At 73.1% G+C, this 22,653-nt stretch carries 20 protein-coding genes; 8 read left to right on the top strand and 12 right to left on the bottom strand.

Translation table 11 applies throughout. The features are described 5' to 3' along the window. The first annotated feature begins 140 nt into the window (after window positions 1–140). On the top strand, window positions 141–755 hold the full coding sequence (locus QMK61_RS12045; RefSeq protein WP_302072457.1) for a DUF4433 domain-containing protein: 615 nt from the start codon (window positions 141–143) through the stop codon (window positions 753–755). A gap of 13 nt (window positions 756–768) precedes the next feature. Then, complete coding sequence (locus QMK61_RS12040; protein WP_302072456.1) at window positions 769–1,881, top strand: macro domain-containing protein; 1,113 nt, start codon at window positions 769–771, stop codon at window positions 1,879–1,881. A 156-nt stretch (window positions 1,882–2,037) separates the two neighbouring features. On the opposite strand, the gene QMK61_RS12035 is transcribed toward QMK61_RS12040, so the two are convergent. After that, complete coding sequence (locus tag QMK61_RS12035; RefSeq protein WP_302072455.1) at window positions 2,038–3,660, bottom strand: carboxylesterase family protein; 1,623 nt, start codon at window positions 3,658–3,660, stop codon at window positions 2,038–2,040. A 149-nt stretch (window positions 3,661–3,809) separates the two neighbouring features. Further along, window positions 3,810–6,398, bottom strand: coding sequence for a glycoside hydrolase family 3 C-terminal domain-containing protein (locus QMK61_RS12030; protein WP_302072454.1), 2,589 nt, complete (start codon window positions 6,396–6,398; stop codon window positions 3,810–3,812). Between the two features lie 176 nt (window positions 6,399–6,574). Here QMK61_RS12030 and QMK61_RS12025 point away from each other — a divergent pair, with 176 nt between their 5' ends. Beyond that, window positions 6,575–6,967, top strand: coding sequence for a sensory rhodopsin transducer (locus tag QMK61_RS12025; protein ID WP_302072453.1), 393 nt, complete (start codon window positions 6,575–6,577; stop codon window positions 6,965–6,967). After that, on the top strand, window positions 6,964–7,980 hold the full coding sequence (locus QMK61_RS12020) for an SDR family oxidoreductase (RefSeq protein ID WP_302072452.1): 1,017 nt from the start codon (window positions 6,964–6,966) through the stop codon (window positions 7,978–7,980). The genes QMK61_RS12025 and QMK61_RS12020 overlap by 4 nt, the downstream gene beginning before the upstream one ends. 130 nt (window positions 7,981–8,110) lie before the next feature. On the opposite strand, the gene QMK61_RS12015 is transcribed toward QMK61_RS12020, so the two are convergent. From QMK61_RS12015 to ssb, 6 genes are all read right to left on the bottom strand, one after another. Further along, entirely contained in the window at window positions 8,111–10,021 is a 1,911-nt protein-coding gene (locus QMK61_RS12015; RefSeq protein WP_302072451.1) for a glycoside hydrolase family 15 protein, read from the bottom strand. Beyond that, window positions 10,018–11,661, bottom strand: coding sequence for a GMC family oxidoreductase (locus QMK61_RS12010; RefSeq protein ID WP_302072450.1), 1,644 nt, complete (start codon window positions 11,659–11,661; stop codon window positions 10,018–10,020). The genes QMK61_RS12015 and QMK61_RS12010 overlap by 4 nt, the downstream gene beginning before the upstream one ends. Next, the gene (locus QMK61_RS12005) at window positions 11,651–12,301 is read right to left on the bottom strand and encodes a gluconate 2-dehydrogenase subunit 3 family protein (RefSeq protein ID WP_302072449.1); all 651 of its coding nucleotides are present in this window, start codon (window positions 12,299–12,301) and stop codon (window positions 11,651–11,653) included. Before QMK61_RS12005 ends, QMK61_RS12010 begins: the two co-directional genes overlap by 11 nt. Beyond that, entirely contained in the window at window positions 12,298–13,221 is a 924-nt protein-coding gene (locus QMK61_RS12000) for a hypothetical protein (protein ID WP_302072448.1), read from the bottom strand. Before QMK61_RS12000 ends, QMK61_RS12005 begins: the two co-directional genes overlap by 4 nt. 1 nt (window position 13,222) lies before the next feature. After that, window positions 13,223–14,332, bottom strand: a complete 1,110-nt coding sequence (locus QMK61_RS11995; protein ID WP_302072447.1) for an enolase C-terminal domain-like protein — start codon at window positions 14,330–14,332, stop codon at window positions 13,223–13,225. Between the two features lie 242 nt (window positions 14,333–14,574). Further along, window positions 14,575–15,099, bottom strand: coding sequence for a single-stranded DNA-binding protein (gene ssb, locus QMK61_RS11990; protein WP_302072446.1), 525 nt, complete (start codon window positions 15,097–15,099; stop codon window positions 14,575–14,577). Between the two features lie 171 nt (window positions 15,100–15,270). On the opposite strand from ssb, the gene QMK61_RS11985 reads away from it, so the two are divergent. After that, window positions 15,271–16,275: a polyprenyl synthetase family protein gene (locus QMK61_RS11985; protein WP_302072445.1), complete on the top strand. Its 1,005-nt coding sequence runs from the start codon at window positions 15,271–15,273 to the stop codon at window positions 16,273–16,275. A gap of 307 nt (window positions 16,276–16,582) precedes the next feature. Here QMK61_RS11985 and QMK61_RS11980 read toward each other — a convergent pair whose 3' ends face one another. The 3 genes from QMK61_RS11980 to ubiH all read right to left on the bottom strand — a co-directional run bounded on the left by QMK61_RS11980 (window position 16,583) and on the right by ubiH (window position 19,937). Continuing rightward, window positions 16,583–17,377 carry a dienelactone hydrolase family protein gene (locus QMK61_RS11980; RefSeq protein WP_302072444.1) on the bottom strand — a complete coding sequence of 265 codons (795 nt, stop codon included), beginning with the start codon at window positions 17,375–17,377 and terminating at the stop codon, window positions 16,583–16,585. 137 nt (window positions 17,378–17,514) lie between these two features. Continuing rightward, the gene (locus QMK61_RS11975) at window positions 17,515–18,714 is read right to left on the bottom strand and encodes a UbiH/UbiF/VisC/COQ6 family ubiquinone biosynthesis hydroxylase (protein WP_302072443.1); all 1,200 of its coding nucleotides are present in this window, start codon (window positions 18,712–18,714) and stop codon (window positions 17,515–17,517) included. Next, window positions 18,711–19,937, bottom strand: a complete 1,227-nt coding sequence (gene ubiH, locus QMK61_RS11970) for a 2-octaprenyl-6-methoxyphenyl hydroxylase (protein ID WP_302072442.1) — start codon at window positions 19,935–19,937, stop codon at window positions 18,711–18,713. Before ubiH ends, QMK61_RS11975 begins: the two co-directional genes overlap by 4 nt. 99 nt (window positions 19,938–20,036) lie before the next feature. On the opposite strand from ubiH, the gene QMK61_RS11965 reads away from it, so the two are divergent. The 3 genes from QMK61_RS11965 to QMK61_RS11955 are packed head-to-tail and all read left to right on the top strand — an operon-like array spanning window position 20,037 to window position 22,136. Continuing rightward, the gene (locus QMK61_RS11965; protein WP_302072441.1) at window positions 20,037–20,636 is read left to right on the top strand and encodes a hypothetical protein; all 600 of its coding nucleotides are present in this window, start codon (window positions 20,037–20,039) and stop codon (window positions 20,634–20,636) included. Window position 20,637: 1 nt separating this feature from the next. Beyond that, window positions 20,638–21,204 carry a cob(I)yrinic acid a,c-diamide adenosyltransferase gene (locus tag QMK61_RS11960; protein ID WP_302072440.1) on the top strand — a complete coding sequence of 189 codons (567 nt, stop codon included), beginning with the start codon at window positions 20,638–20,640 and terminating at the stop codon, window positions 21,202–21,204. 11 nt (window positions 21,205–21,215) lie between these two features. Beyond that, window positions 21,216–22,136, top strand: a complete 921-nt coding sequence (locus QMK61_RS11955) for a histone deacetylase family protein (protein WP_302072439.1) — start codon at window positions 21,216–21,218, stop codon at window positions 22,134–22,136. A 3-nt stretch (window positions 22,137–22,139) separates the two neighbouring features. On the opposite strand, the gene msrB is transcribed toward QMK61_RS11955, so the two are convergent. Then, complete coding sequence (gene msrB, locus QMK61_RS11950) at window positions 22,140–22,562, bottom strand: peptide-methionine (R)-S-oxide reductase MsrB (RefSeq protein WP_302072438.1); 423 nt, start codon at window positions 22,560–22,562, stop codon at window positions 22,140–22,142. Window positions 22,563–22,653 lie beyond the last annotated feature (91 nt).

Raw genomic sequence — 22,653 nt, 5'->3', positions numbered from 1 at the left:
CCGGAGCGGCGAACAGGCCCCAGCTACGAAGCGTCGCCGTGTGAATGCGGCCATGCACCTGCCACGAAGCGCCACGATGACTAGTGACCTTCTCTGCGAACGACGCTCGGATTGATGCCATACTGAGCCGCTAGGGCACAATGGCCATCCACTTCGAAGCGGCTCGCAGCGTGGGCTCACGCATCGTCGAATTGCACTGCATCATGCCGATGGGCAACATCCCGTCGGTTCTGGCCCATGGCATTCTCTCGTATGAATCGACAGCCAGACTGCCGCATGCCTCTGTCGCCATGGCGGAGGTGCAGGAACGCCGCGACCGAAAACAGGTTCCCGGTGGGCTCTGGTTACATCAATATGCCAATCTTTATTTCCACGCCCGCAACCCCATGCTGTACGCGCGCCTCGCGCAAGCGTCCATGCTTTGCGTCCTGCGGGTGTCGTGCGACGTACTAGCGCTTCCAGGAGTGGTGCTGACCGACCGGAACGCGGCCAGCAACTACGTCCGGTTCCTCGCCCCAGGCCAAGTCTCGGAAATTGATATGGATCTGGTCTATGCTGAGGACTGGCGGGATCCGGACCGGATCACCTACTTTCGGCGGAAGGCCGCCAAGTGCGCCGAGGTCCTGGTTCCCCACCAGGTTCACCCCCGCTTTCTGACCGGAGCGCACGTCGTGGACGCTATTGCACGGGACAAGCTGTCCGCGCTCGGATTTATGCTACCGATCAGCGTCAATCCCGCTTTATTCTTCCGTTGACGGATTGCAACCCATGTTCAAGGCACTCATCGGCGACCTCTTTACCAGCCAGGCGCAAGTCCTGGTGAACACGGTCAACTGCGTGGGCGTCATGGGGAAAGGAGTCGCGCAGGAGTTCAAGAACCGCTTCCCGGCGATGTTCAAGGACTACGCGTCCCGCTGCGAAGCTGGCCGCATGCGCATCGGCGAACCGTACCTGTACCGTGACGTAGCGGGAGCCTGGATCCTGAACTTTCCGACCAAGCGCCATTGGCGCTCACCCTCGCGTATCGCCGACATAGAAGCAGGCCTGGATTACCTCGTTGCGCACCTGGATGACTGGGGTGTTCACAGCATCGCCCTGCCACCGCTCGGGTGCGGCAATGGCGGACTGGACTGGGAGGAGGTCGGCCCGCTGATCTACCGCAAGCTCGCGCAGCTGCCTGTCGACGTGGAAGCCTATGCCCCTTATGGCACACCGCGTTCGCAGCTGGAGCTCGATTTCCTGGCAAGCCCTTCGCAGATGACGCTGGGCGGCAGAGGCCGGAAGCACGAGAAGGCCAACCCGGCATGGATCGTGTTGATGGAGGTCCTGCAACGGTTGCAGGAGCAGCCATACGCCAATCCGGTGGGGCGGACGATCTTTCAGAAGATCTGCTACGTCATCACCGAGATGGGCGTCCCCACCGGATTCCAGTTCGGCAAAGGCAGCTACGGCCCCTTTTCCGATGACGTGAATCCCGCCCTGGTCGACCTTACCAACCGCAACTGGCTGCACGAGCAACCGCTCGGCCGGATGATCTCGCTACGAGCAACGCCCCGGTATGGGGAGGAACGAGCAAAGTTCGAGGCCATCTATCGCCCCTACGAGCGGAAGATCGCCAAGACGGTGGATCTTTTCAGCCGTATCAAGAACACCGAGCAGGCCGAAGAGGTCATGACCGTCTTGTATGCCAGCCGGCAACTCAAAGCGGCGCGTCCGGACCAGAAGATCAGCGAGCAGCAACTCTACAGCTATGTCCTCGAATGGAAGAAGGCCTGGGACTCGGATGAGAAGCGGCTCGCCGTTGCCCATGCGATTCGAAGCCTGGTGCTGCTCGGCTGGATGAGCCTGGATCTGAGCGATGATCTGCCGGAAGCCGCGTGATTGCCAAACCTCTAGGCCACCCCAGCGGTTACCGCGCACAGCGGGCTATGGATAGCTTTCCGCAGCTTGCGGCATGAGTTCGGGGCTTCCAGGCGGGCTTCGCAACACCGGGCAAGCTCGCCATGGACCCCGCCTCCAGCGGCCGGCGCCCCATGGTCAGGGCTGCGCTTCGGGCGGCAGCGCGCGCTGCAGGAAGCCGTAGCGCGGCGCGTTGCGGTCCACGAAGGTGTGCGTGTGCGGACCGATTTCCTGGCGCCACAGGCCGCCGTCCGCGGGAGCCGCCGCCGGCCAGTGCGGCAGGCCTGCCGCGTTGGGATCGCCGGTCTTGATGAAGGCGGCGAAGTAGTCCTGCAGCGTGGCCGAGACCGCGCGGTCTTCGTCGGTCCACGCGTAGACGCGGTTGCCCGCCAGGTTGCCCAGCGCGTACTCGATCTCGCCGCTGTGCACCGCGCCGGTGCCCGCCGGCTGCCTGCCGTCGCGCGAGGCCGGCCGCGGCTGGGTGAAGTAGTAGTAGTACACCGGCGCGTCGCCGGTCCTGCGCTGCAGGTCCATCCAGCGCCAGGTCGAGAAGGCGATGAACATGTCGCCGGACAGCGCCGTGCCGGACGCCTTCACTTCCGCCCCGGTGGCGCCGGGGTACAGCCGCAGGGCTTCGTCCGCGTGCGCGCCGAACTGTTTGCGCACGACGGCGCGGTAGGCGTCCGGCGTGGGCGCCGCGTCCTGCAGCAGGTAGGCGTAGTAGCCCTCCTGCGAGTTCGAGCCGACCAGCAACGGCACGTGCGCCTGTTCGCCGGCCTGGTAGATCGCCTCGGGCGGGCGCGGCAGGAACCAGCCGTCGACGTCCGGCCCGAATTCGGCCACGCCCTTGTCGCCGCAGGCCTCGAGCAGCGTGGCGGCGGGCATCGCGCGCAGCTGCGCCAGCGAGTGCGCGCCGACGTGCTTCGCGAACGCCTCGCCCTGCTTTTCCGCCGCCGCCAGCGACGGCGGCGCGAGGTTGCCGAGCACGGCGCCGCTTTCGCCGATCGCCCGCCGCAGCAGCCCCCTGGACAGCGGCGAGGCCATCAGCGCCGACACCGACATGGAGCCGGCCGACTCTCCGCCGATGGTGATCGCGCCCGGGTCGCCGCCGAAGGCCGCGATGTTGTCGTGCACCCAGCGCAGCGCGGCCGCCTGGTCGAGCAGGCCGTAGTTGCCAGCCGCATGGTGCGGGGACTCGTCCGCCAGCGCGGGCAGCGCCAGGAAGCCGAACACGTCGAGCCGGTAGTTGACCGTCACCGTGACGATGCCCTTCGCGGCGAGGCCGGCACCGTCGTAGCGCGGCTCGGAGCCGTCGCCGCCGACGAAGCCGCCGCCGTAGAAGTACACCAGCACCGGCAGCTTCGCGCCCGACGCCTGGGCTGGCGTCCACACGTTGAGGTACAGGCAGTCCTCGCTCATCCCGTCGGAGCGGAACACCATGTCGCCGAACAGGCCGCGCTGCATGCAGCGCGGCCCGAAACGCTGCGCCTTGCGCACGCCCTGCCAGGCCGCCGCCGGCTGCGGCGCGCGCCAGCGCAGCCGCCCGGTCGGCGCCGCCGCGTAGGGAATGCCGCGGAACACGCGCAAGCCGACGCCGTGCGCGTCCTCGCGCAGGCCTTCGAGCGTGCCCGTCGCGACATGCACCTCGGGGCCGGCAGGCGCATCGCCCGCCAGCGCGGGCCACGCGGACGCCAGCAGCAAGGCCGCGGCCAGCGCGGCAGTGGCGCGGCGCAGGCCGCGGCGGGAACGTAACTGGGACATCGCGTGGCTCCTGTGGATTCGCGGCCCCGCCGCGCGGGCGGGGACCGGGGCTGCGGCACACGGGGCAGGCTCGTGCGCGGACGTCCTAAGGTTATCCCGGGCGGCGGCGGCCTTCCATGCGAGGAATGGCCCGCTTCCGGCGGCCGGGGTCAAGGTTGCAATGCGCGGCTGCCCTCGATGGTGAACTCCGCCGCCTGGCCCGGCGCGTCGCCCGGCTGGCCGCCGCCCACGAACAGGCGGTAGCGGCCGGGGCGGATCGCGCGCCGGCCGGCGGCATCCACCAGGCTGAGCTGGCGCGGCCCGATCACCAGGTGCACGCGCCGCCGCCCGCCGGGTTCCAGCGCGATGCGCTCGAAGCCGACCAATGCCAGGCGCGGCGCGTCGTCCGCATCCAGCGCCTGCAGGTAGGCCTGCACCACCTCCTCGCCGGCGCGTGCGCCGGTGTCGGACACCTCCACGTCCACGCCCAGCGGCGCGCCCGCGCGCAGGCGCGTCGCGTCCAGCCGCAGCCCCGCGTAGGCGAAGCGCGTGTAGCTGAGGCCGTGGCCGAAGGGATACAGCGGCGTGCCGCGGAAGTAGCGGTAGGTGCGCCCGCGCATCGCGTAGTCGGTGAACGGCGGCAGGTCGCGCACGGAACGGTAGAAGGTCACCGGCAGGCGACCGGAGGGATCGACGTCGCCGGACAGGACGTCGGCCAGCGCATGGCCGCCCTGCTCGCCCGGGTACCACGCCGCGAGCAGCGCGCGTGCCTGCCGCGCGGCCGCGCCGGGCACGATCGCGCCGCCGCCGGCCAGCACCACCACCAGCGGCTTGCCGCTGCGCGCCATGCGCTCGAGCAGTGCCTGCTGCGGCGCCGGCAGGGCGAGGTCGGTGCGGTCGCCGCCGGCGAAACCGGGCACTTCCACGCGCAGCGCCTCGCCTTCCAGCGCCGGCGACAGGCCCACCACGGCGACCACCACGTCGGCCTGCGCCGCGGCCCGCGCCGCCTCGTCCAGCTGCGCGGCGGCCGGCGCCAGCCATTGCAGGCGCACGCCCTGGTCCTGCCCGCCGTGCAGCAGTTCCAGCCGCAGGCGGTGCGGGCGGGTATCGTCGAAATGCACCTTCGCGGCGAGGTCGGCGACGTCGCTGCCGGGGTCGGCGAGCAGCGGCTTGCCGTCGAGGAACAGGCGCACGGCGTCGTGCGCGCGGCAGTCGAAGCAGCGTTCCACGTGCACGCCGAGCACGTAGTCGCCGGCGCCGGGCGGCACCAGCGCGCCCTGCCAGCGCACCGCGTAGGGATGCGGCGCCTCGCCCAGCGGCGTCACGCCGTCCCAGTCGGTGTCGACGGTGGCGTCGGTGCGGCGCAGCCGCGGCGCGCCGTCGAAGCCGGCATGGTCGAACACCTCGGCAAGCAGCCCCGCGGCCTCGCCGTGCGCGCCGTGGCGCAGGGCGGTGGACGGCACCGCCACCGGCATGCCGGGCGCCAGCGTGGCGCCTTGCGCATAGTGCACGCGGTCGGCGCCGAAACGCGCGCGCAGGCCTTGCAGCGGCGTCACCGGCTCGCGCGCGACGCCGTGGTAGTTGGCTTCCAGCACGCCGAGCAGGTCGGCGTCCGGCCCCACCACCGCGAGGCGCGTGCCGGCCGCCAGCGGCAGGGTGCCGTCGTTGCGCAGCAGCACGATGGATTCGCGCGCGGCGCGCAGCGCCAGCGCGCGGTGCGCCGCGGAGTCGACGCTGTCGGCGCCGATGCGCGCGTACGGGTCGTCCGCCGCGGGCCGGAACATGCCCAGCCGGTAGCGCGCGGCAAACAGCCGCCGCGCGGCGGTGTCGATCGCCGCCGCGTCCACCAGCCCGCGGCGGCGCGCCTCGGCCAGCGCGTCGTAGGTGTCGCCGCAGTCGAGGTCGGTGCCGGCCTTCAGCGCCATCGCCGCCGCGGTGGCGGCGTCGGGCGCGGCGTGGTGGAAGGCGTGGATGTCGGCCACCGCGTCGCAGTCGGAGACCACGTAGCCGCGGAAGCCCCAGGCGTGGCGCAGGTGGTCCTGCAGCAGCAGCGGCGAGGCGCAGGCCGGCGTGCCGTCCAGCGCGTTGTAGGCGCACATCACCGAACCCGCGCGCCCGTCCACCACGGCGGCGCGGAAGGCCGGCAGGTAGGTGTCCTCCAGGTCGTGTGCGCTGATCTCCGCGTCGAAACTGTCGCGACCGGTTTCCGGCCCGCTGTGTACCGCGAAGTGCTTCGGCGTGGCGATGGCCTTCAGCTCGCCCGGGTCGTCGCCCTGCAGGCCGCGCACGAACTGCACCGCCAGGCGGTCGGTGAGGTACGGGTCCTCGCCGTAGGTTTCCTGGCCGCGGCCCCAGCGCGGGTCGCGGTCGATGTTGATGTTCGGCGACCAGATCGTCAGCCCCTGGTACCCACCATGGTCGCCGCGGCCCTGCGCGTTGTACTTGGCGCGCGCCTCGGTGGCGATCGCGTCGCCCAGCGCGTGCAGCAGCGGCGCATCCCAGCTCGCGGCCAGCCCGATCGCCTGCGGGAACACGGTGGCGTAGCCGTTGCGCGCGTAGCCGTGCAGGCCTTCGTTCCACCAGTCGTAGGCCGGCACGCCGAGGCGCGGGATCGCCGGCGCGCGGTGCCCGAGCTGGGCGATCTTCTCGGCCTCGCTCATGCGTGCCACCAGGGCGGCGGCCTGTCGCTGCGCCTCGTCCGCGACTTGCGTCGCGCCCGCCGCGGACGCCATCGCGAGGCCGAAGCCGATGCACGGCATGGCCCACCACCGACCGCCCGTCCGTCCTCGCCTCATCGCCATCCTCCGCCAGAGAGGCCATTGAAGCAGGAAGCGCGCACGGGCACACGCCCGTCCACGCCACGACCGCGCCGCGTGCACGGCCGCATGACCGTCGCGCCGGCAGCCTCGCGGCGTATCCACGCCACGAGGTCGCCATGCCTTCCACCACGCCACCCGGCCGCCGCCGCTGGGCCATCGCCGAGGGTTACATCCCGGCCGGCGGCACGCACGCGGACGATCCGCGCTTCGAGAGCCACGAGACGGCCTGCCTGCTCAACGCCGGCGACGACGACGCCCACGTCGTGCTCACCCTGTACTTCCGCGACCGCGAGCCGGCCGGTCCCTACCGGGTGACGGTGCCGGCGCGGCGCACCCTGCACCTGCGCTTCAACGACCTGCGCGATCCCGCGCCGGTGCCGCGCGACACCGACTACGCCAGCGTGATCGAGTCGGACCGGCCGATCGTGGTGCAGCACACCCGGCTGGACTCGCGCCAGGCCGCGCTGGCGTTGCTGTCCACCGTGGCCTACGCGGAGGCCGGGGCATGAGGCGCGCGCGCCGGCCGGACGTGGTGGTGGTCACCGGCGCCTCGGCCGGCGTGGGCCGCGCGGTGGCACAGCGCTTCGCCCGCGATGGCGCCGCGGTGGCGCTGCTGGCGCGCGCCAGCCCGGCGCTGGACGCCGCCGCCGCCGAGGTGCGCGCGCTCGGCGGCCGCGCGCTGCCCTGCGCGGTGGACGTGGCCGACGCCGCGCAGGTGGAGGACGCGGCCGGGCGCATCGAACGCGAGCTGGGCCCGATCGACGTCTGGATCAATGCGGCGATGGCCACCGTGTTCGCCCCGGTCGGCGAGATCGATGCCGGCGAATTCCGTCGCGCCACCGAGGTGACCTACCTTGGCACCGTGCACGGCAGCATGAGCGCGCTGCGCCGCATGCGCCCGCGCGAGCGCGGCTGCATCGTGCAGGTGGGCTCGGCGCTGGCGTACCGCGCGATCCCGCTGCAGTCCGCCTACTGCGGCGCGAAGTTCGCCATCCGCGGCTTCACCGACGCGCTGCGGGTGGAGCTGATGCACGAGCGCAGTCGCGTGCACGTGACCATGGTGCAGCTGTCTGCCTTCAACACGCCGCAGTTCGAGTGGGCGCGCTGCCGGCTGCCGCGGCGGCCGCAGCCGGTGCCACCGATATTCCAGCCCGAGCTGGCGGCGCGCGCCATCCACTGGGCCGCGCACCACCGCCGGCGCGAGGTCTGCGTGGGCTTTCCCGCCGTGAAGGCGATCCTCGGCAACAAGCTGTGCCCCAGCCTGGCCGACCGCCTGCTGGTGCGGCTGGGCTACGCCGGCCAGATGGACGACCAGCCGCTGCCGCCCGACCGCCCCGACAACCTGTTCCACGCGGTACAGGCCGACCTCGGTACGCACGGCCGCTTCGACGACCGCTCGCGCGGCGACAGCCTGCAGTGGTGGCTGTGCTCGCACCGCGACACGCTGGTCAAGACAGCCGGCGCGATGCTGGCGCTGTGCCTGTGGCGACGCGCGCGCCGCCAACGCCCGCAACATCACTGAGCGAACCCCTCTCCCACTCGTGGGAGAGGGTGGCGGCAGCCGGGAGAGGGGCCGGGCGGAGCGAGGTGCAACGGCACTGCCGTGCCCTCTCCCCAATCCCTCTCCCGCAAGCGGGAGAGGGGCTTTGGCATCAGCCCAGCCCGAGCTCCGCCAGGTCCAGTACCGCCTCGCGGTCGCGCGCGCGCTCGCGCGAGGGATCGCGCTGTCCTGCGTCCATCACGTCCAGCGCGTGGTGCAGGCGGTGCGCATGCGTGCCGTGCAGCGCGCCGGTGCCCTTGCGCTCGGCGATCTCCAGCAGCGTGGCGCTGTGGATCAGGCCGAGGTGCGAGAGCGCCTGCGGCATGTTGCCGAGGAAGGCGCCGCTGCCGGGATCGATCTCCTCGGCGAACAGGCCCACGTCGTTGGCCTGCGCCAGCATGCGCTCGAAGCGTTCGCGCGCCTCGTCCTCGCGGCCGGCCACCAGCAGCGCGTCGACCAGCCAGAAGCCGCAGGCCACGAACAGGCCCTCCTGTCCGCGCAGGCCACGGTAGCGGTGAAGGCCGCGCGGGGTGTCGAGCTGGCGCACCACCTCGTCGATGGTGGCCTCGAGGCAACGCGAGGTCAGCGGCAGGTCCACCATCGCCGCGCGCAGCGTCACCGCGTCGGCGTCGTCGCTGCCGAAGCGCTGGCGCAAGCAGCCGTGCGCGGAGACGCCGCAGCGCTCGATCTCGTCCACGATCGCGCTCATCACCGGCTCGTAGTCGCGCGTGCGCAGCAGGGACTGCGCGCGGTCCAGCGCCACCCAGCACATCAGCATGCCGTACACGTAGTGGCGCGGCGTGCCGCGGATCTCCCAGAAGCTGTGACCGGGGTCGCGCCAGTGCGCGGCCACGAAGTCGGCGGTGCGGCGCAGCAGCGCGGCCTGCGCGTTGTCCAGCGTCGAGCCCAGCGCGTGGCGCAGCAACATCCAGTCCATCATCTCGCCGTAGACGTCGAACTGGCGCTGGCGGTAGGCGGCGTTGCCGGCACGCACCGGCGCATTGCCGCGCCAACCTTGCAGCCACGGCAGCTCGCGCTCGGTCAGCTCGCGCTCGCCGCGCAGGCCGTACAGGATCTGGGTCGGGAAGATGTCGCCGGTGGCGTGGTGGAACAGGAACTCGGAGAAGCGCTCGGCCTCGTCGTGGTAGCCGAGCGCGGCCAGCGCGAACAGGGTGAGGGTGGCGTCGCGGATCCAGCACAACCGGTAGTCCCAGTTGTACGCGCCGTCGGTGATCTCCGGCAGCGAGGTGGTGGCGGCCGCCGCGATCGCGCCGGTGGGCGCGTAGGCCAGCAGCTTCAGCGCCAGCGCGCTGCGCTTCACCGCGCCGGGGTAGCGGCCGGCGTAGCAGCTCCTGGCGCTCCACGCTTCCCACCAGGCCCGGGTGATGGCGCACAGGCGCGGCGCGCTGGCCAGCACGCGCGCCGGATCGGGCGGCAGGCGCGGGGCCAGGACCAACGTCATGCGCTCGCCTTCGCGCAGGTGGAACACGCCCCCGGCCACGCCGTCGCGCACCTGCAGCGGCCGGTCGCAGAGCAGCGCGCCGCCTTGCCATGCCACGCCGTGCTCGTGCCCGCCGAGTTCCGCCGGATGCCGCGCCCAGTCCACGCTGGGCTCGAACGCCAGCGCGAACTCCACCTCGCCGCGCACCGCCTCGACGATGCGCACCAGCCAGTGCGGCGCCACGATGTGCACCGTGTCCTCCTGGGCCGCCTGCGGGTGACGGCCCATCGGCATGAAGTCGGTGCAGGCCAGCGTGCCGTCCGCGGTGGACAGCTCGGTGCGCAGCACGTTGCTGTCGGACAGGTAGTGCCGCTGCGCGTCGAAGGGCCGCGTGGGGCGCGTGTCGAGGTAGCCGCCGCGCCGTTCGTCCAGCAGGCGCAGGCACACCGGCGCCTCGTCGATGGCGGTGAGCGCGCACCAGTCGACGCGGCCGCGGGCGACCAGCGCGACGCCGTGACAGTCGCCCACCGCGGCGTAGTCCTCGATGGCGTGCCCGCCGCTGGCGCTGCCGGCGCGGCTCACAGCTCGCCCCGCCCGGCCAGCGCCGCGATGCGGTCGGCGGTACGCAGCGCCAGCGCCTGGATGGTCAGCGACGGGTTGACGCCGCCCACGGTGGGGAACACCGAGCCGTCGCAGATCCACAGGTTGCGGATGTCCCAGCTGCGGCAGTCGGCGTCCACCACGCTGCAGTGCGGGTCGTCGCCCATGCGCGCGGTGCCGGCCATGTGGCAGGTGTCGTCGGTCTCGCGCCAGAGGTCGCGCGCGCCGGCGGCGGCCAGCGCGCGCGACATGAAGTCCATCGAGTGCGCGATCAGGCGGCGGTCGTTGTCGCAATACGCGTGGGTGACGCGCGCCACCGGCAGGCCGTACGCGTCCTTCGTGTCAGCCAGGGTGACGCGGTTGTCCGCCTGCGGCAGCGTCTCGCCCACGATCTTCAGGCCGGCCTGGTGGTTGTACTTCTGCATCTCCGCGCGCAGCGGCTTGCCCCACAGGCCGCGCCCGCCCTGGGTGACCGCCCACACCACCGGCAGCGGCCCCTGGCTCATGTAGCAGTAGCCGCCGAAGAAATCCTTGCCCTCGTCGGCGTAGTTCCAGTGCTCGGTGATCGCCAGCGAGGGCGGGCCCTTGTAGCTGCGGATCTCGTCGTCCATGGTGCCCCACACCGCCTGGTTGGCGTGCACGGTGAAGTAGCGCCCGAGCAGCCCCGAGCTGTTCGCCAGCCCCTGCGGATGGCGGCCGGTGGCGGACAGCAGCAACAGCCGCGGCGTCTCCACCGCGTAGCCGGCGACCACCACGTTGCGCGCGCGCTGGAAGCGCCAGCGGCCTTCGCGCAGGTATTCCACGCCGGTGGCGCGGTCGGCGCCGTCCACGGCGACGCGGCCGACCATGGCGAGGTCGCGGATCTCCGCACCGGCCGCCAGCGCGCGCGGGATCCAGGTCACCAGCGCGCTCTGCTTGGCGTTGGTGGCGCAGCCGGACACACAGAAGCCGCGGTACACGCAGGGATGCGCCGGCCCGCGCGGCGCCGACAGCGTGGCCAGCGGCGTCGGCGTCCAGCGGATGCCCAGCGCCTCGGCGCCGCGCGCCAGCACCAGCGCCGCCTCGTTCAGTTCGTGCGCGCGGTACGGATAGCGACCGCGGTGCGGCCCCCACGGGTAGCGCACCGGCCCGGCGATGCGCAGCGCGCGCTCGACCCGCGCGTAGTAGCGCCACATCTCGCGCCAGTCCAGCGGCCAGTCGGCGCCGTAGCCGAGCTGGCTGCGCGCCTTGAACCACTCCGGCCGGAAGCGCAGCGACACCATCGCGAAGTGCACCGTGCTGCCGCCCACCGCCTTGCCGCTGTTGTTGCTGCCCAGGCGCACCGGGTCGGCGCCGTCGCAGAGGCGGTCGTCGGTCCAGTACAGCTTGGCCTGGTGTTCCTCGTCGGAGGCGAATTCCTCCAGCGGCCGCCACCACGCGCCGGCGTCGAACGCCACCACGCGGAAGCCCAGCTCGGCCAGCCGGCAGGCCAGCGTGGCGCCGCCGGCGCCGGTGCCGACGATGGCGAAATCCACCGCGTCGCGGTCGTCGTACTCGCGCATCGGCACCCAGCCGCCGCGGCGGAACACGTCGGGCGCGCGGCCATGCGCGCCGCGCGGTCGTTCGCGCGCGTCAGCGCACACGGCGGTTCTCCCGGTACGCGCGCGCCTCCTCGCCGGGCCGCGCCTCCACCGGTTCCCACGGGTCGCGCCGGTTGGCGACCATGCGCACGTAGCCGCGCGGGTTGGCCGGGCCGCCGAAACCGATCTCGCTCCAGGCCTGCGGGTGCGCGTAGTAGGCGCTGAGCAGGTCCGGCAGCACGCGATGGGAGAAGAACAGCGCCGGCGGCATGCCGCGCCAGGCCGGGTCCGCGCAGGCGCCGTGCTGCACCCGGTGCAGCAGGTCGATGCGTGCCTCGTCGTCGAGGTCGGCGAAGCCGCGGCCATGGCCGTGGCGGCTTTCCGCGTCCAGCGCGTCGAGGCCGATGCGCCACGCCTCGCGCAGCGGCGGCAGGCGCGCATCGCGGAAACCGTCGCCGCGGTTGGCGGCGAGCCGGCGGTCGAGCAAGGCCGCCAGTGGCACCGCCGGCCGATCGGCCGGCTGCGGCACGATGCAGGTGCACAGCGCGCGCAGCACGCGCCAGGCCGCGCCGGTCGCCACCTGCGGCAGATGGTCCGCGGCGGTCAGGCGCTCGTCGATCACCGCGCGGGTGACCGCGTCCCAGGACGGCGTGTCGCGCTTGTCCAGCACGTCGTAGCCCCGGTAGCGCGTGTCGGCGCTCATGCGCGCTTCTCCCGCAGGCGCAGCGCGGCCAGGCCCGCCACCGCCAGTGCGGAGAAGCTGGGCGGCGCGGGCAGCGGCGGGCCGGCGAACAGGTTCTGGCTCCAGTTGCGCCAGCCGCCCTGGCGGCGCGCGATGCCGCGCGTGTGGAAGGCCATGCCCAGCCAGCCCAGCAGGCGCACCAGCCGCAACAGCCATCGCGCCAGCGGACGCCGCGTGGGCGGCGCCACGGCGGCGTGCAGCAGCGCGGCGGCGGCCAGCGGCGGCAGGCTCACCGGCAAGACCATCGCGCGATGCTGGAACGCGCCGCGGAAATGCAGCAGCGCCGCCTCGCCGGTGGTGCCGAGCAGGCCCGCGCCGACCAGCAGGCCCAGCGCCTGTCCTGCCGGCCGGCCCAGCAGGCGCGGGACGCGGGTGCGTCCGTGCCGCACGCGCTCGGCGGCCAGGCCCAGCCCGCCGGCCAGCAGCAGCGCCATCGGCGCGCCCAGCGGCGCGGCATGGAACAGGTTGTGCCACGACCAGCGCCCCGGCCGCTTGAGGATGTTGTAGAGGTGGAAGCCGGTGCCGGCGACGCCGGTGGCCATCGCGCCGCCGTAGACCGCGTGGCGCACGCGGTGCCGCTGCGGCCGCGCATCGCCGCCGCCGTGCGCGCCGGCCAGCAGCACCAGCGCGGCCATCAGCGGCGGCACGTACATCGCCGGATTCGCATAGGCGCCGCGCTCGTGCTCCATCGCGCTGTCGGCCAGCACCGAGCCGGCCAGCAGCGCCGAGCTGCGGTGGCAGGCGCGCGCGGCGCGCACCGGTTCGGTCGACGCCGTGCCGCGCGCGGCGCGCCGCCCCGACAGCCACGCCGCCAGCGCCAGGCCGGCCACGCCCGCGGTGACGCCGGCGCCGAGTCGCCCGTGTCCGCTGTGCGTGCCCATCTCAGGCCGCCACCGCGTAGCGTTCGGCGTCGCGCTGCCGGAACACCAGGCCGCAGCCCGGGCAGGCGGGATCCGCCGCGATGAAGCCCGCTTCGGGATGCGGCGCGCCGTCGAACAGCATCGCCTCGATGCGCACGTGGTCGTGGAACCACTCGAGATGGCGCAGGCCCGGCGCGGCCAGCGCCGCATGCAGGTGCAGCGCCGGCGCGCAGTGTCCTGACAGCGGCACGTGGAAGGCCTGCGCCAGCGCGGCGATGCGCAGGAAGCCGGTGATCCCGCCGCAGCGGCTGACGTCCGCCTGCAGCACGTCCACCGCGCCGGCCTCGAGCAGGCGGCGGGCGTCGTCCAGCGTGTAGACGTATTCGCCGGCGGCGATCTCCATGCCGGCCGGTCCGCGCGCGCGCAGCAGGCGCAGGCCGGCGAGGTCGTCCGAACTCACCGGCTCCTCGAACCAGCCCACGTCCTCGCGCGCGAACGCCTCGGCGCAGCGCAGCGCCTGGCGGGCGTCGAGCGCGCCGTTGGCGTCCACGAACAGGCCGGCCTGCGCGCCGATGGCATCGCGCGCGTGGTGCACGCGGCGCGGGTCTTCCGCCGGCGCGCTGCCCGCCTTCATCTTCACCCAGCGGCAGCCGTCGCGATGCACCCAGCCCGCGAGCTGTCCGCGCAATTGCGCCTCGTCGTAGCTGGTGAAGCCACCGCTGCCGTAGATCGGCACGCGCTGGCGCACCGCACCGAGCAGGCGCGCCAGCGGCACGCCGAGCAGCCGCGCCTTGAGGTCCCACAGCGCGCAATCCACGGCGGAGATCGCGGTGGCCGCCAGTCCTTCGCGTCCAAGGTTGCGCACGCGCTGCTGCATGCGCAGCCACAGTTCGCCAGTGGGCCAGGGATCCTGCTGCAGCAAGGCGTCCGCCAGCGCGTCGCGCACCAGCGTCGCCGCCGCCGCGTCCGCGTAGGTGTAGCCCAGGCCGGTCGCGCCGCCCGCCTCGACCTCCACCAGCACCAGCGTGGTCGAAGTCCAGCGGAAGCTGCCGTCGGCCTCGGGCGCATCCGTGGGAATGGTGTAGGCCCGGGCGCGCACCGCGGCGATGGCGGGATCAGCGGCTGCGCGCATGACCGGCGGGTGGACGGGCACCGGCAAGGCACGTCCCGGTGGACGCAGGCGTGCCGGCGAGAATCGACGACGGTGCGCGATGGCGGGTCACGATGGGTCTCCGTGTGTCCAGGGAGCCCCATCTTGGGCGGCGCCCGCGTGCATGCTTCGTGCGGCCGGCGTCGCCGTCGCGTCACGGCAGGCGGAAACGCGCAAGGCCCGCCGAAGCGGGCCTTGTGTCGTCGTCGCGCGGAAGCGGCGTCCTAGAACGGAATGTCGTCGTCCTCGAAACCGCCGCCGTTGTCGGCCGGCGGCGGCGCGGACTGGCGCTGCTGCGGTGCGCCGCCGTAATTGCCGCCACCGCCCCCGCCATAGTTGCCGCCGCCCTGGCGCTGGCCGCCCTGCGGGCGCTCGCGCTGGAAGCCGCCGCCGCCACCGCCGCCGCCCTCGCTGCCGCCGCCGAGCATCTGCATCTCGTTGGCCACGATGTCGGTGCTGTAGCGCTCGACGCCATCCTGGCCGGTGTACTTGTCGGTGCGCAGCGAGCCCTCGATGTAGACCTGCCGGCCCTTCTTCAGGTACTCGCCGGCGATCTCGGCCAGGCGGCCGAACAGCTTCACGCGGTGCCATTCGGTGCGTTCCTGGCGCTCGCCGCTCTGCTTGTCCATCCACGACTCGGAGGTGGCGATGCGCAGGCTGGCGATGGCGGTGCCGCCGGCGCTGTAGCGCACTTCGGGGTCGGCGCCGAGGTTGCCGACGAGGATGACTTTGTTGACTCCACGTGCCATGGGATTGCCCTTGCTGGATGCACTGAAACACGGACCGGGATGCTAGCACGCCCCTGCCGCCCGCCGCGCCCCCAGGGGATGTAGGCGGATGCCGACGCCCCGCGACGGGCCTCTGGCCGCCGCATGCGGCCGAGCCCCTATAATCGCGCTTCACGCCCCGTCAGGTTCCCCATGAGCTCGCCCGCCAAACACGTCCCGGAAACGCCTCGCGACTTCGCCGCCGTGCGCGAGCTCGCCGCCGCCGACATGCGCGCCGTCGACGCGCTGATCCGCACGCGTCTGGCCTCGGACGTGGTGCTGATCAACCAGATCGCCGAGCACATCATCGCCGGCGGCGGCAAGCGGTTGCGCCCGATGCTGCACGTGCTGGCCGCCGGCGCGGCCGGCTACGCGGGTGGGCAGCACGTGAAGCTGGCCGCGATCATCGAGTTCATCCACACCTCCACCCTGCTGCACGACGACGTGGTGGACGAATCGGACCTGCGCCGCGGCCGCCAGACCGCCAACGCGCTGTGGGGCAACGCCGCCAGCGTGCTGGTGGGCGACTTCCTCTACTCGCGCTCGTTCCAGCTGATGGTGGAACTGGACGACATGCGCATCATGCGCATCCTGGCCGACACCACCAACACCATCGCCGAGGGCGAGGTGCTGCAGCTGCTCAACATCGGCAACGCCGACGTGGACGAAGCCGCCTACCTCGCGGTGATCGAGCGCAAGACCGCGGTGCTGTTCGCCGCCGCCACCGAACTGGGCGGCCTGCTCGGCGGCCTGCCGGCGCAACAGGTGGCGGCGCTGCGCCGCTACGGCATGGAACTTGGGTATGCGTTCCAGATCGCCGACGACCTGCTCGACTACGTCTCCGACGCGGGCACGCTGGGCAAGAACATCGGCGACGACCTGGCCGAGGGCAAGCCGACCCTGCCGCTGATCTACGCGCTGCAGGCCGCCGATGCGGAACAGGCCGCCTCGCTGCGCCATGCCATCGAGCACGGCGGGCTGGACTCGCTGGACCGCATCGTCGCCGCCATCCGTGACTCCGGCGCGCTGGAACGCACCCGCGCCCGCGCCGAGGCGCATGCCGCCGCCGCCCACGAGGCGCTCGCCGGGTTGGCGCCTTCGCCGTGGCGGGACGCGTTGGCGGTGCTGGCGGACTATTCGGTGCGACGGACGTCTTGAGGTTTTCACGTCATCCCGGCGCAGGCCCGCTGCTGTCCGGCATATTTTCTGCCGCTGGATGAGCTCCTCCCCCTGCATGCAGGGGGAGGCCGGGAGGGGGTCACGCCTTGGCTTCCAAGCCAAAAGCACCCCTCCCCAACCCTCCCCTGCACGCAGGGGAGGGGGCTGCCCCGCTTCCCCTTCGAAGCAGACGGCAGTCTTGCCCGCACGTCTGTTTGCCGATCTTCGGTGCAATCGCTTGACCGGCATCAACCCCTGTTCCGGACAGCAGTGGGCCCAGGCCGGGACGACGGCTCGTGATCGCCTGTCACGGCGTCCCGGCGAACGCCGACGCCAGCCACTGGTGCATCAGCCGGTAGCTGCGCGCGGCGGCCTTGGCGTCGTACTTGCAGCCGGGCTCGTTCTCGCCGACCTCGGTGAAGCAGTGCACGGCGTGGCCGAGCACCACGAACTGCCAGTCGGCGGGGTCCTGGCGCATTTCGGCCATGAACGTGTCGGCGTCCTTCATCGTCCAGCTGTCGTCGGCGCCGTTCATCGCCAACACGCGGGCCTTGATGTGCTTCGCCAGCGACGGGTCGTCGGTGGACAGGTCGCCGTGGAAGGACGCCACCGCGGCCACGTCGGCGCCGCTGCGGGCGAGGTCGAGCACCACCGCGCCGCCGAAGCAGAAGCCGATCGCGGCGAGCTTCGCGGTATCGATGGGGGCGTTTTTCGCCTGCGCCTTGAGCTGGGCCAGCGCCTCGTTCACGCGCCGGCGCATCAGCGCGCGGTGGGCGTACAGCGGCTTCACCGCGGCCTGCGCCTGGTCGGCGTTGCCCGGCTGCGGATGCGCGTCGGCGCCGTACATGTCGGTGAGCAGGATCACGTAGTCCTTGCCCGCGATCGATTCGGCCTTCCTGACCGCGTCGTCGTTCACGCCGAACCAGTTGGGCACCATCACCAGGCCGGGGCGTTTCGCGGATGTGGCGTCGTCGTAGACCAGCACGCTGTGGAAATGCGTGCCGTCGAGCGTCCAGTCCACGGGGCGATGCACCATCTTCGCCTGGGCGGCGAAGGCGAACGCGGTGAGCAACAGCGCACTGCAGCAACGGGCGAGACGCATGACGATTCCTCCGGCCTGGTGGGTTGGCTCCCTCCCCTGCGTGCAGGAGAGGATTGGGGAGGGGGGCTCTTCGGCTCGAATGAAAAGCTTCACCCCCTCCCGACCTCCCCCTGCTCCGCAGGGGGAGGAGAAAAAACTCAAAGCCCGGCGGCGTGCGCGGCGATGCGCCGCTTCAGCGGCGCCAGGCGGTCGAGCAGGCGCACGCCCAGGCCGCGCGCGGCGACCAGCGGCGGCGACTGCCAGGCGTAGATGCGCGCCAGCGCGTCGAAGCCGCGCGCGTCGAGCGTGTCGGCGCTCTGCCGGCGGCGCGCGTAGCGGCGCAGCACGTGGGCGGCGGCGAAGTCGCGGCCGGCGTCGCGCGCGGCGACCAGCACGTCGCGCAGTTCGGCCACGTCGCGCAGGCCCAGGTTCACGCCTTGCCCGGCCAGCGGGTGCACGGCATGGGCGGCGTCGCCGAGCAACACGAAGCGTTCAGCCTGGTAGCGTTCGGCCAGTTGCAGCCGGAGCGGGAACGCGGTGCGCTTCGTGGTGGCGGTGATGCGGCCAAGACGGAAGTCGCTGGCCAGGCCCAGCGCGTCGCGGAAGGCCGCGTCGTCCAGGGCCAGCACGCGCTGCGCCTCGTCCTCCGGCAGCGACCACACCACCGAGCTGCGCCCGTCGGCCAGCGGCAGCAGCGCCAGCGGCCCGGTGGGCAGGAAGCGCTGCCAGGCGGTGGCCTGTTGCGGGCGCGCGGTGGCCACGTGCGCCACCACCGCGCGTTGCGCGTAGTCGCGGCCGCGGGTGGCGATGCCGGCCATGCCGCGCAGCGGCGAGGCGGCGCCGTCGGCGGCCACCAGCAGCCGGGCGGACAGGCGTTCGCCATCGGCCAGTTCCAGCACGACACGGTCCTCGCGCGCCTCGTAGCCGCGCACCTCCGCCGGGCACAGCCGGCGCACGCCGGCGAGCTCCAGCGCCTGCCACAGCGTCCACTGCACCAGGTCGTTCTCGACGATGTGGCCGAGCAGGTCGCGGCCCTCGTCGGCGGCGTCGAAGTCGATCGCGGCGCCGCTTTCGCCGTCCCACACGTGCATGTGCGCGTAGGGGCTGGAGCGCGCGTCGCGGATGGGCGTCCAGACGCCCATCCCGTCGAGCAGGGCGATCGACGAGGGCGCCAGGCCGACCACGCGCAGGTCGACCTCGTCCGCGGCGCTCCACGGGCGCGGCGGGCGCGCTTCCAGCAAGGCCACGGCGAAGCCGGCCTTCGCCAACGCCAGCGCGGCGGCGGCGCCGACCATGCCGCCGCCGACCACGGCGACGTCCAGCGCGGGCGCGCGGCGGCGTTCGACGGCGGCGTTCATGGCAGGCGCTCCAGCACGGCGCGCGGCGGCTCGCCGCGGAAGCCCATGCCGCGCCGCGCCAGCAGCGATTGCAGCGGCGCCACCCGGTCGCAGGCCAGCAGCGCCAGCGAGCGCAGCGGCGCCAGCGCGGGCTGTTCCAGGCAGGCGAGGCGGACCAGGCCGTGGCTCATCGCCATCGTGCCTTCGCGGTCGGGCGCGCGGCGCGCGGCGTAGCGCGCCAGCAGGGCGGCGTCGCCCGGATCGGCGGCGCCGGCGACCAGCTCGGCCAGGGTCAGCGCATCGCGCAGGCCGAGGTTGAAACCCTGTGCCCCGATCGGGTGCACGGTCTGCGCGGCATTGCCCACCAGCACCGCGCGCGGGCCGGTCAACTGCTGCGCGGCGACGCGGCGGATGGCGTAGGGATGGCGCCTGCCGGGTCGGCCCAGGCGACCCAGCTTCCAGCCGAAGCGGCGCTGCGCCAGCGCGAGGAAGCCGGCGTCGTCCAGCGCGGCGACCTCGTCGGCCTGCTCGCCCGGCACGGTGAGCACCAGCCCGCAGCGGCCCTCGGCCAGCGGCAGCAGCGCCACCGGGCCGTCGTCGGAGAAGCGCTCATAGGCGCGATGGGCGTGCGCGCGCTCGGGCGTCACGGTGGCCACGAACAGGGCCTGCTCGTAGTCGTGCCGTTCGGCCTCGATGCCGAGCCGGGCGCGCACGAAGGACTCGGTGCCGTCGGCGCCGACCAGCAGCGGCGTGTCGAGCGTGCGCTCGCCTTCGGCCGTGTGGACCCGTGCACGCCAGCCGGCGGCGTGCGGCTCCAGCGCCTCGAGCTTCGCGGGTGCGCAGCGGGTCAGCCGGGTGCAGGCGTCCAGCCGGCGCAGCAGGGCCGCGCCCAGTTCGCGCGCGGGCAGGGTCCAGCCCAGCGCGTCGACGCCGTGCTTCGCCGCGTCGAGGCGCGCGCTGCCGAACTCGCCGGCGCGGCTGACGTGGATGTGGCGGATCGGCGTGGCCTGCGCCGCGGCGTGCGGCCACACGCCGATGGCGGCGAGGCCGTTGACGGTGGCGCGGGCCAGCGCGAGGTTGCGTTCGTCGTAGCTGGGCTGGGCGTCGGCGCGCGGCGTGGCGGCCTCGACCAGGGTGGCAGGGATGCCGGCGGCATCCAGCGCGATGGCGAGGCTGGCGCCGACCAGGCCGCCGCCGACGATCAGCACGCCGGCGCCGGGGGCGGTATGGGCTGGTGGACTCATGCGGCGATGATACGCGCCCGCGCGCCGCCCACGCATCGCCCCCCGCTCCGCTTGGGCTAGACTGTGCGCCTGGATCCGTCCCGACTTCCCGGAGCAATCATGGCCTCGACGCAAGCCCGACGCATGGGCATCTTCCTCGCACTCGCCCTGGTGATGGCGGTCACCCGCATCCACCTGTCGCTGCTCCGGCATGAAGTGTGGGATGCCTCGTGGGGCGTGTTCTTCCTGGCCGGCTTCTGGCTGCGCGGGCAGGCCCGCTGGGCGTTGCCGCTGTTGCTGCTGGAGGCCTTCGTGGTCGACTACGTGGTGATCAGCGGCCAGGGCATCGACTTCTTCGCCCACTACTGCGTGTCGCCGGGTTACTGGTTCCTGGCCCCGGCCTACGCCGCGCTGTGGCTGGGCGGCAGCTGGCTGGCGAAACGCCAGCAGGGCATCGGCCTGGCCACGCTGGCGCTGGCGGTACCGGCGCTGCTGGTGAGCGAGGCGGCCTGCTACCTCATCTCCAACGGCAGCTTCTACTGGCTGAGCGGCAGCGTGCCGGCGCCGCGCAGCCTCGGCGCGTGGCTCGCCAACCTCGGCGACTGGTACCTGCCGTTCCTCGGCACCACGGCGGCGTACGTGGCGCTGGGCGCGGTGGTGCACGTGCTGGCGGTGCAGCTGTCGCGCACGCTGCAGCACGGCGGCCAGACGCAGCACTGACGTGGGCAACCGCCTCTCGAAGATCTACACGCGCACCGGCGACGACGGCTCCACCGGCCTCGGCGACGGCTCGCGGGTCGCCAAGGATTCCCCGCGCGTCGCCGCCTACGGCACCGTGGACGAGCTGAACAGCACGATCGGCATGGTGCTGGCCAGCCCCGGCGTGGACGAGGCCGTGCGCGAGGCGCTGACCCAGGTGCAGCACGAGCTGTTCGACCTGGGCGGCGAGCTGTGCATCCCCGGCATGGCGATGATCGAGGATGTCGACGTCGCGCGGCTGGAAACGGTACTGGACGGCTTCAACGAGCCGCTGCCGCCGCTGAAGGACTTCATCCTGCCCGGCGGCGGCATGGCGGCCTCGTGCTGCCACCTGGCGCGCACCGTGTGCCGCCGCGCCGAGCGCGAGGTGATCGCGCTCGGCCGCGTCGAGGCGGTGCGGCCGCAGGCGCAGCGCTACCTCAACCGGCTGTCCGACCTGCTGTTCGTGCTGTGCCGCGTGCTGGCCCGGGCCGACGGCCACGGCGAGGTGCTGTGGCAGCACGAGCGCCGGCGCAAGCCCAAGGCCTGACCCGCTCCCGCATGCTGCGGCTGTACACCCACCCCGCCTGCCTGCAGCACGATCCCGGCCCCGGCCATCCCGAGTCGCCGGCGCGCCTCGCCGCGGTGCTGCGCGCCCTGGACCACGACCGCTTCGCCGCGCTGGACCGCGTGGAGGCGCCGCGCGCCACCCGCGGGCAGCTGCTGCGCGTCCACGACGCGGCGCACGTGGCGCGCATCCTCGATGCCCGGCCGGGCGACGAGGCGCTGGTGCTGGACGAGGACACCCGGATGTCGGCCGGCTCGGCCGAAGCCGCGCTGCGCGCCGCCGGCGCAGTGGTGGCGGCGGTGGATGCGGCGATGGCCGGCGAGGCGGCGCATGCGTTCTGTGCGGTGCGCCCGCCCGGCCACCACGCCACGCCCGACCGGGCGATGGGCTTCTGCCTGTTCGACAACGTGGCGGTGGGCGCCGCCCATGCGCTGACGGCGCACGGCCTGAAGCGCGTGGCGATCGCCGACTTCGACGTGCACCACGGCAACGGCACCCAGGCGATCTTCGAGCGCGAGCCACGCGTGCTGTTCGCCTCCAGCCAGCAGTGGCCGCTGTACCCGCAGAGCGGTGGCGAGGACGAATGCGGCGTGGGCAACGTGGTCAACGGCTGCCTGTCCGCGGGCGACGGCTCGTACGCCTTCCGCGAGCTGTGGGAAGGCCGCCTGCTGCCGCGCCTGCGCGCGTTCCGGCCGCAGCTGCTGCTGGTCTCGGCCGGCTTCGACGCGCACCGCGACGACCCGCTGGCCGACCTGCGCCTGGGCAGCGAGGACTACGCCTGGCTGACCGGGAAGCTCGTCGACATCGCCCGCGAACACGCCGGCGGCCGGCTGGTCTCCACGCTGGAGGGCGGCTACGACCTGGCCGCGCTGGCCCGCTGCGCCGCCGCCCACGTGGCTGCGCTGGCCGGTTGAACGCTAGGCCGGCGCGAAACCCAGCGCCACCGAATTGATGCAGTAGCGCAGGCCGGTCGGCGGCGGCCCGTCCTCGAACAGGTGGCCCAGGTGCGAGCCGCAGCGCGCGCAGCGCACCTCGGTACGGCGCATGCCCAGGCTGTCGTCCGCATGGCGGCTCAGCGCCGCCTCGGCCAGCGGCTGGAAGAAGCTGGGCCAGCCGCAACCGGCGTCGTACTTCGCGGCGGAGGCGAACAGCGGGGCGGCGCAGGCCACGCAGGTATACGTGCCGGCGTCACGGTGGAGGTACCAGCGCCCGCTGAACGGCGGCTCGGTGGCCGCGCAACGGCATATCGCGTACTGCTCGGGGGTGAGCTCGGCCTGCCATTGCGCGTCGGTCTTGCGCACGGGGGGCGAGTCCGCGGACAACTCGGAATTCGGATTCATGCGGCACCCTCGAACCTGTTCGCCCCCATGGCGACGCCCCCGCCCGAACCCGCCGGTGCGCCACCGCCGCCGCCCGTTCCGGCGCAGGATC

Origin of the sequence: Fulvimonas sp. R45 (assembly GCF_030504985.1) — a bacterium.
GTDB lineage: Bacteria > Pseudomonadota > Gammaproteobacteria > Xanthomonadales > Rhodanobacteraceae > Rhodanobacter_A.
This window is presented reverse-complemented; position numbering and strand designations above follow the sequence as displayed.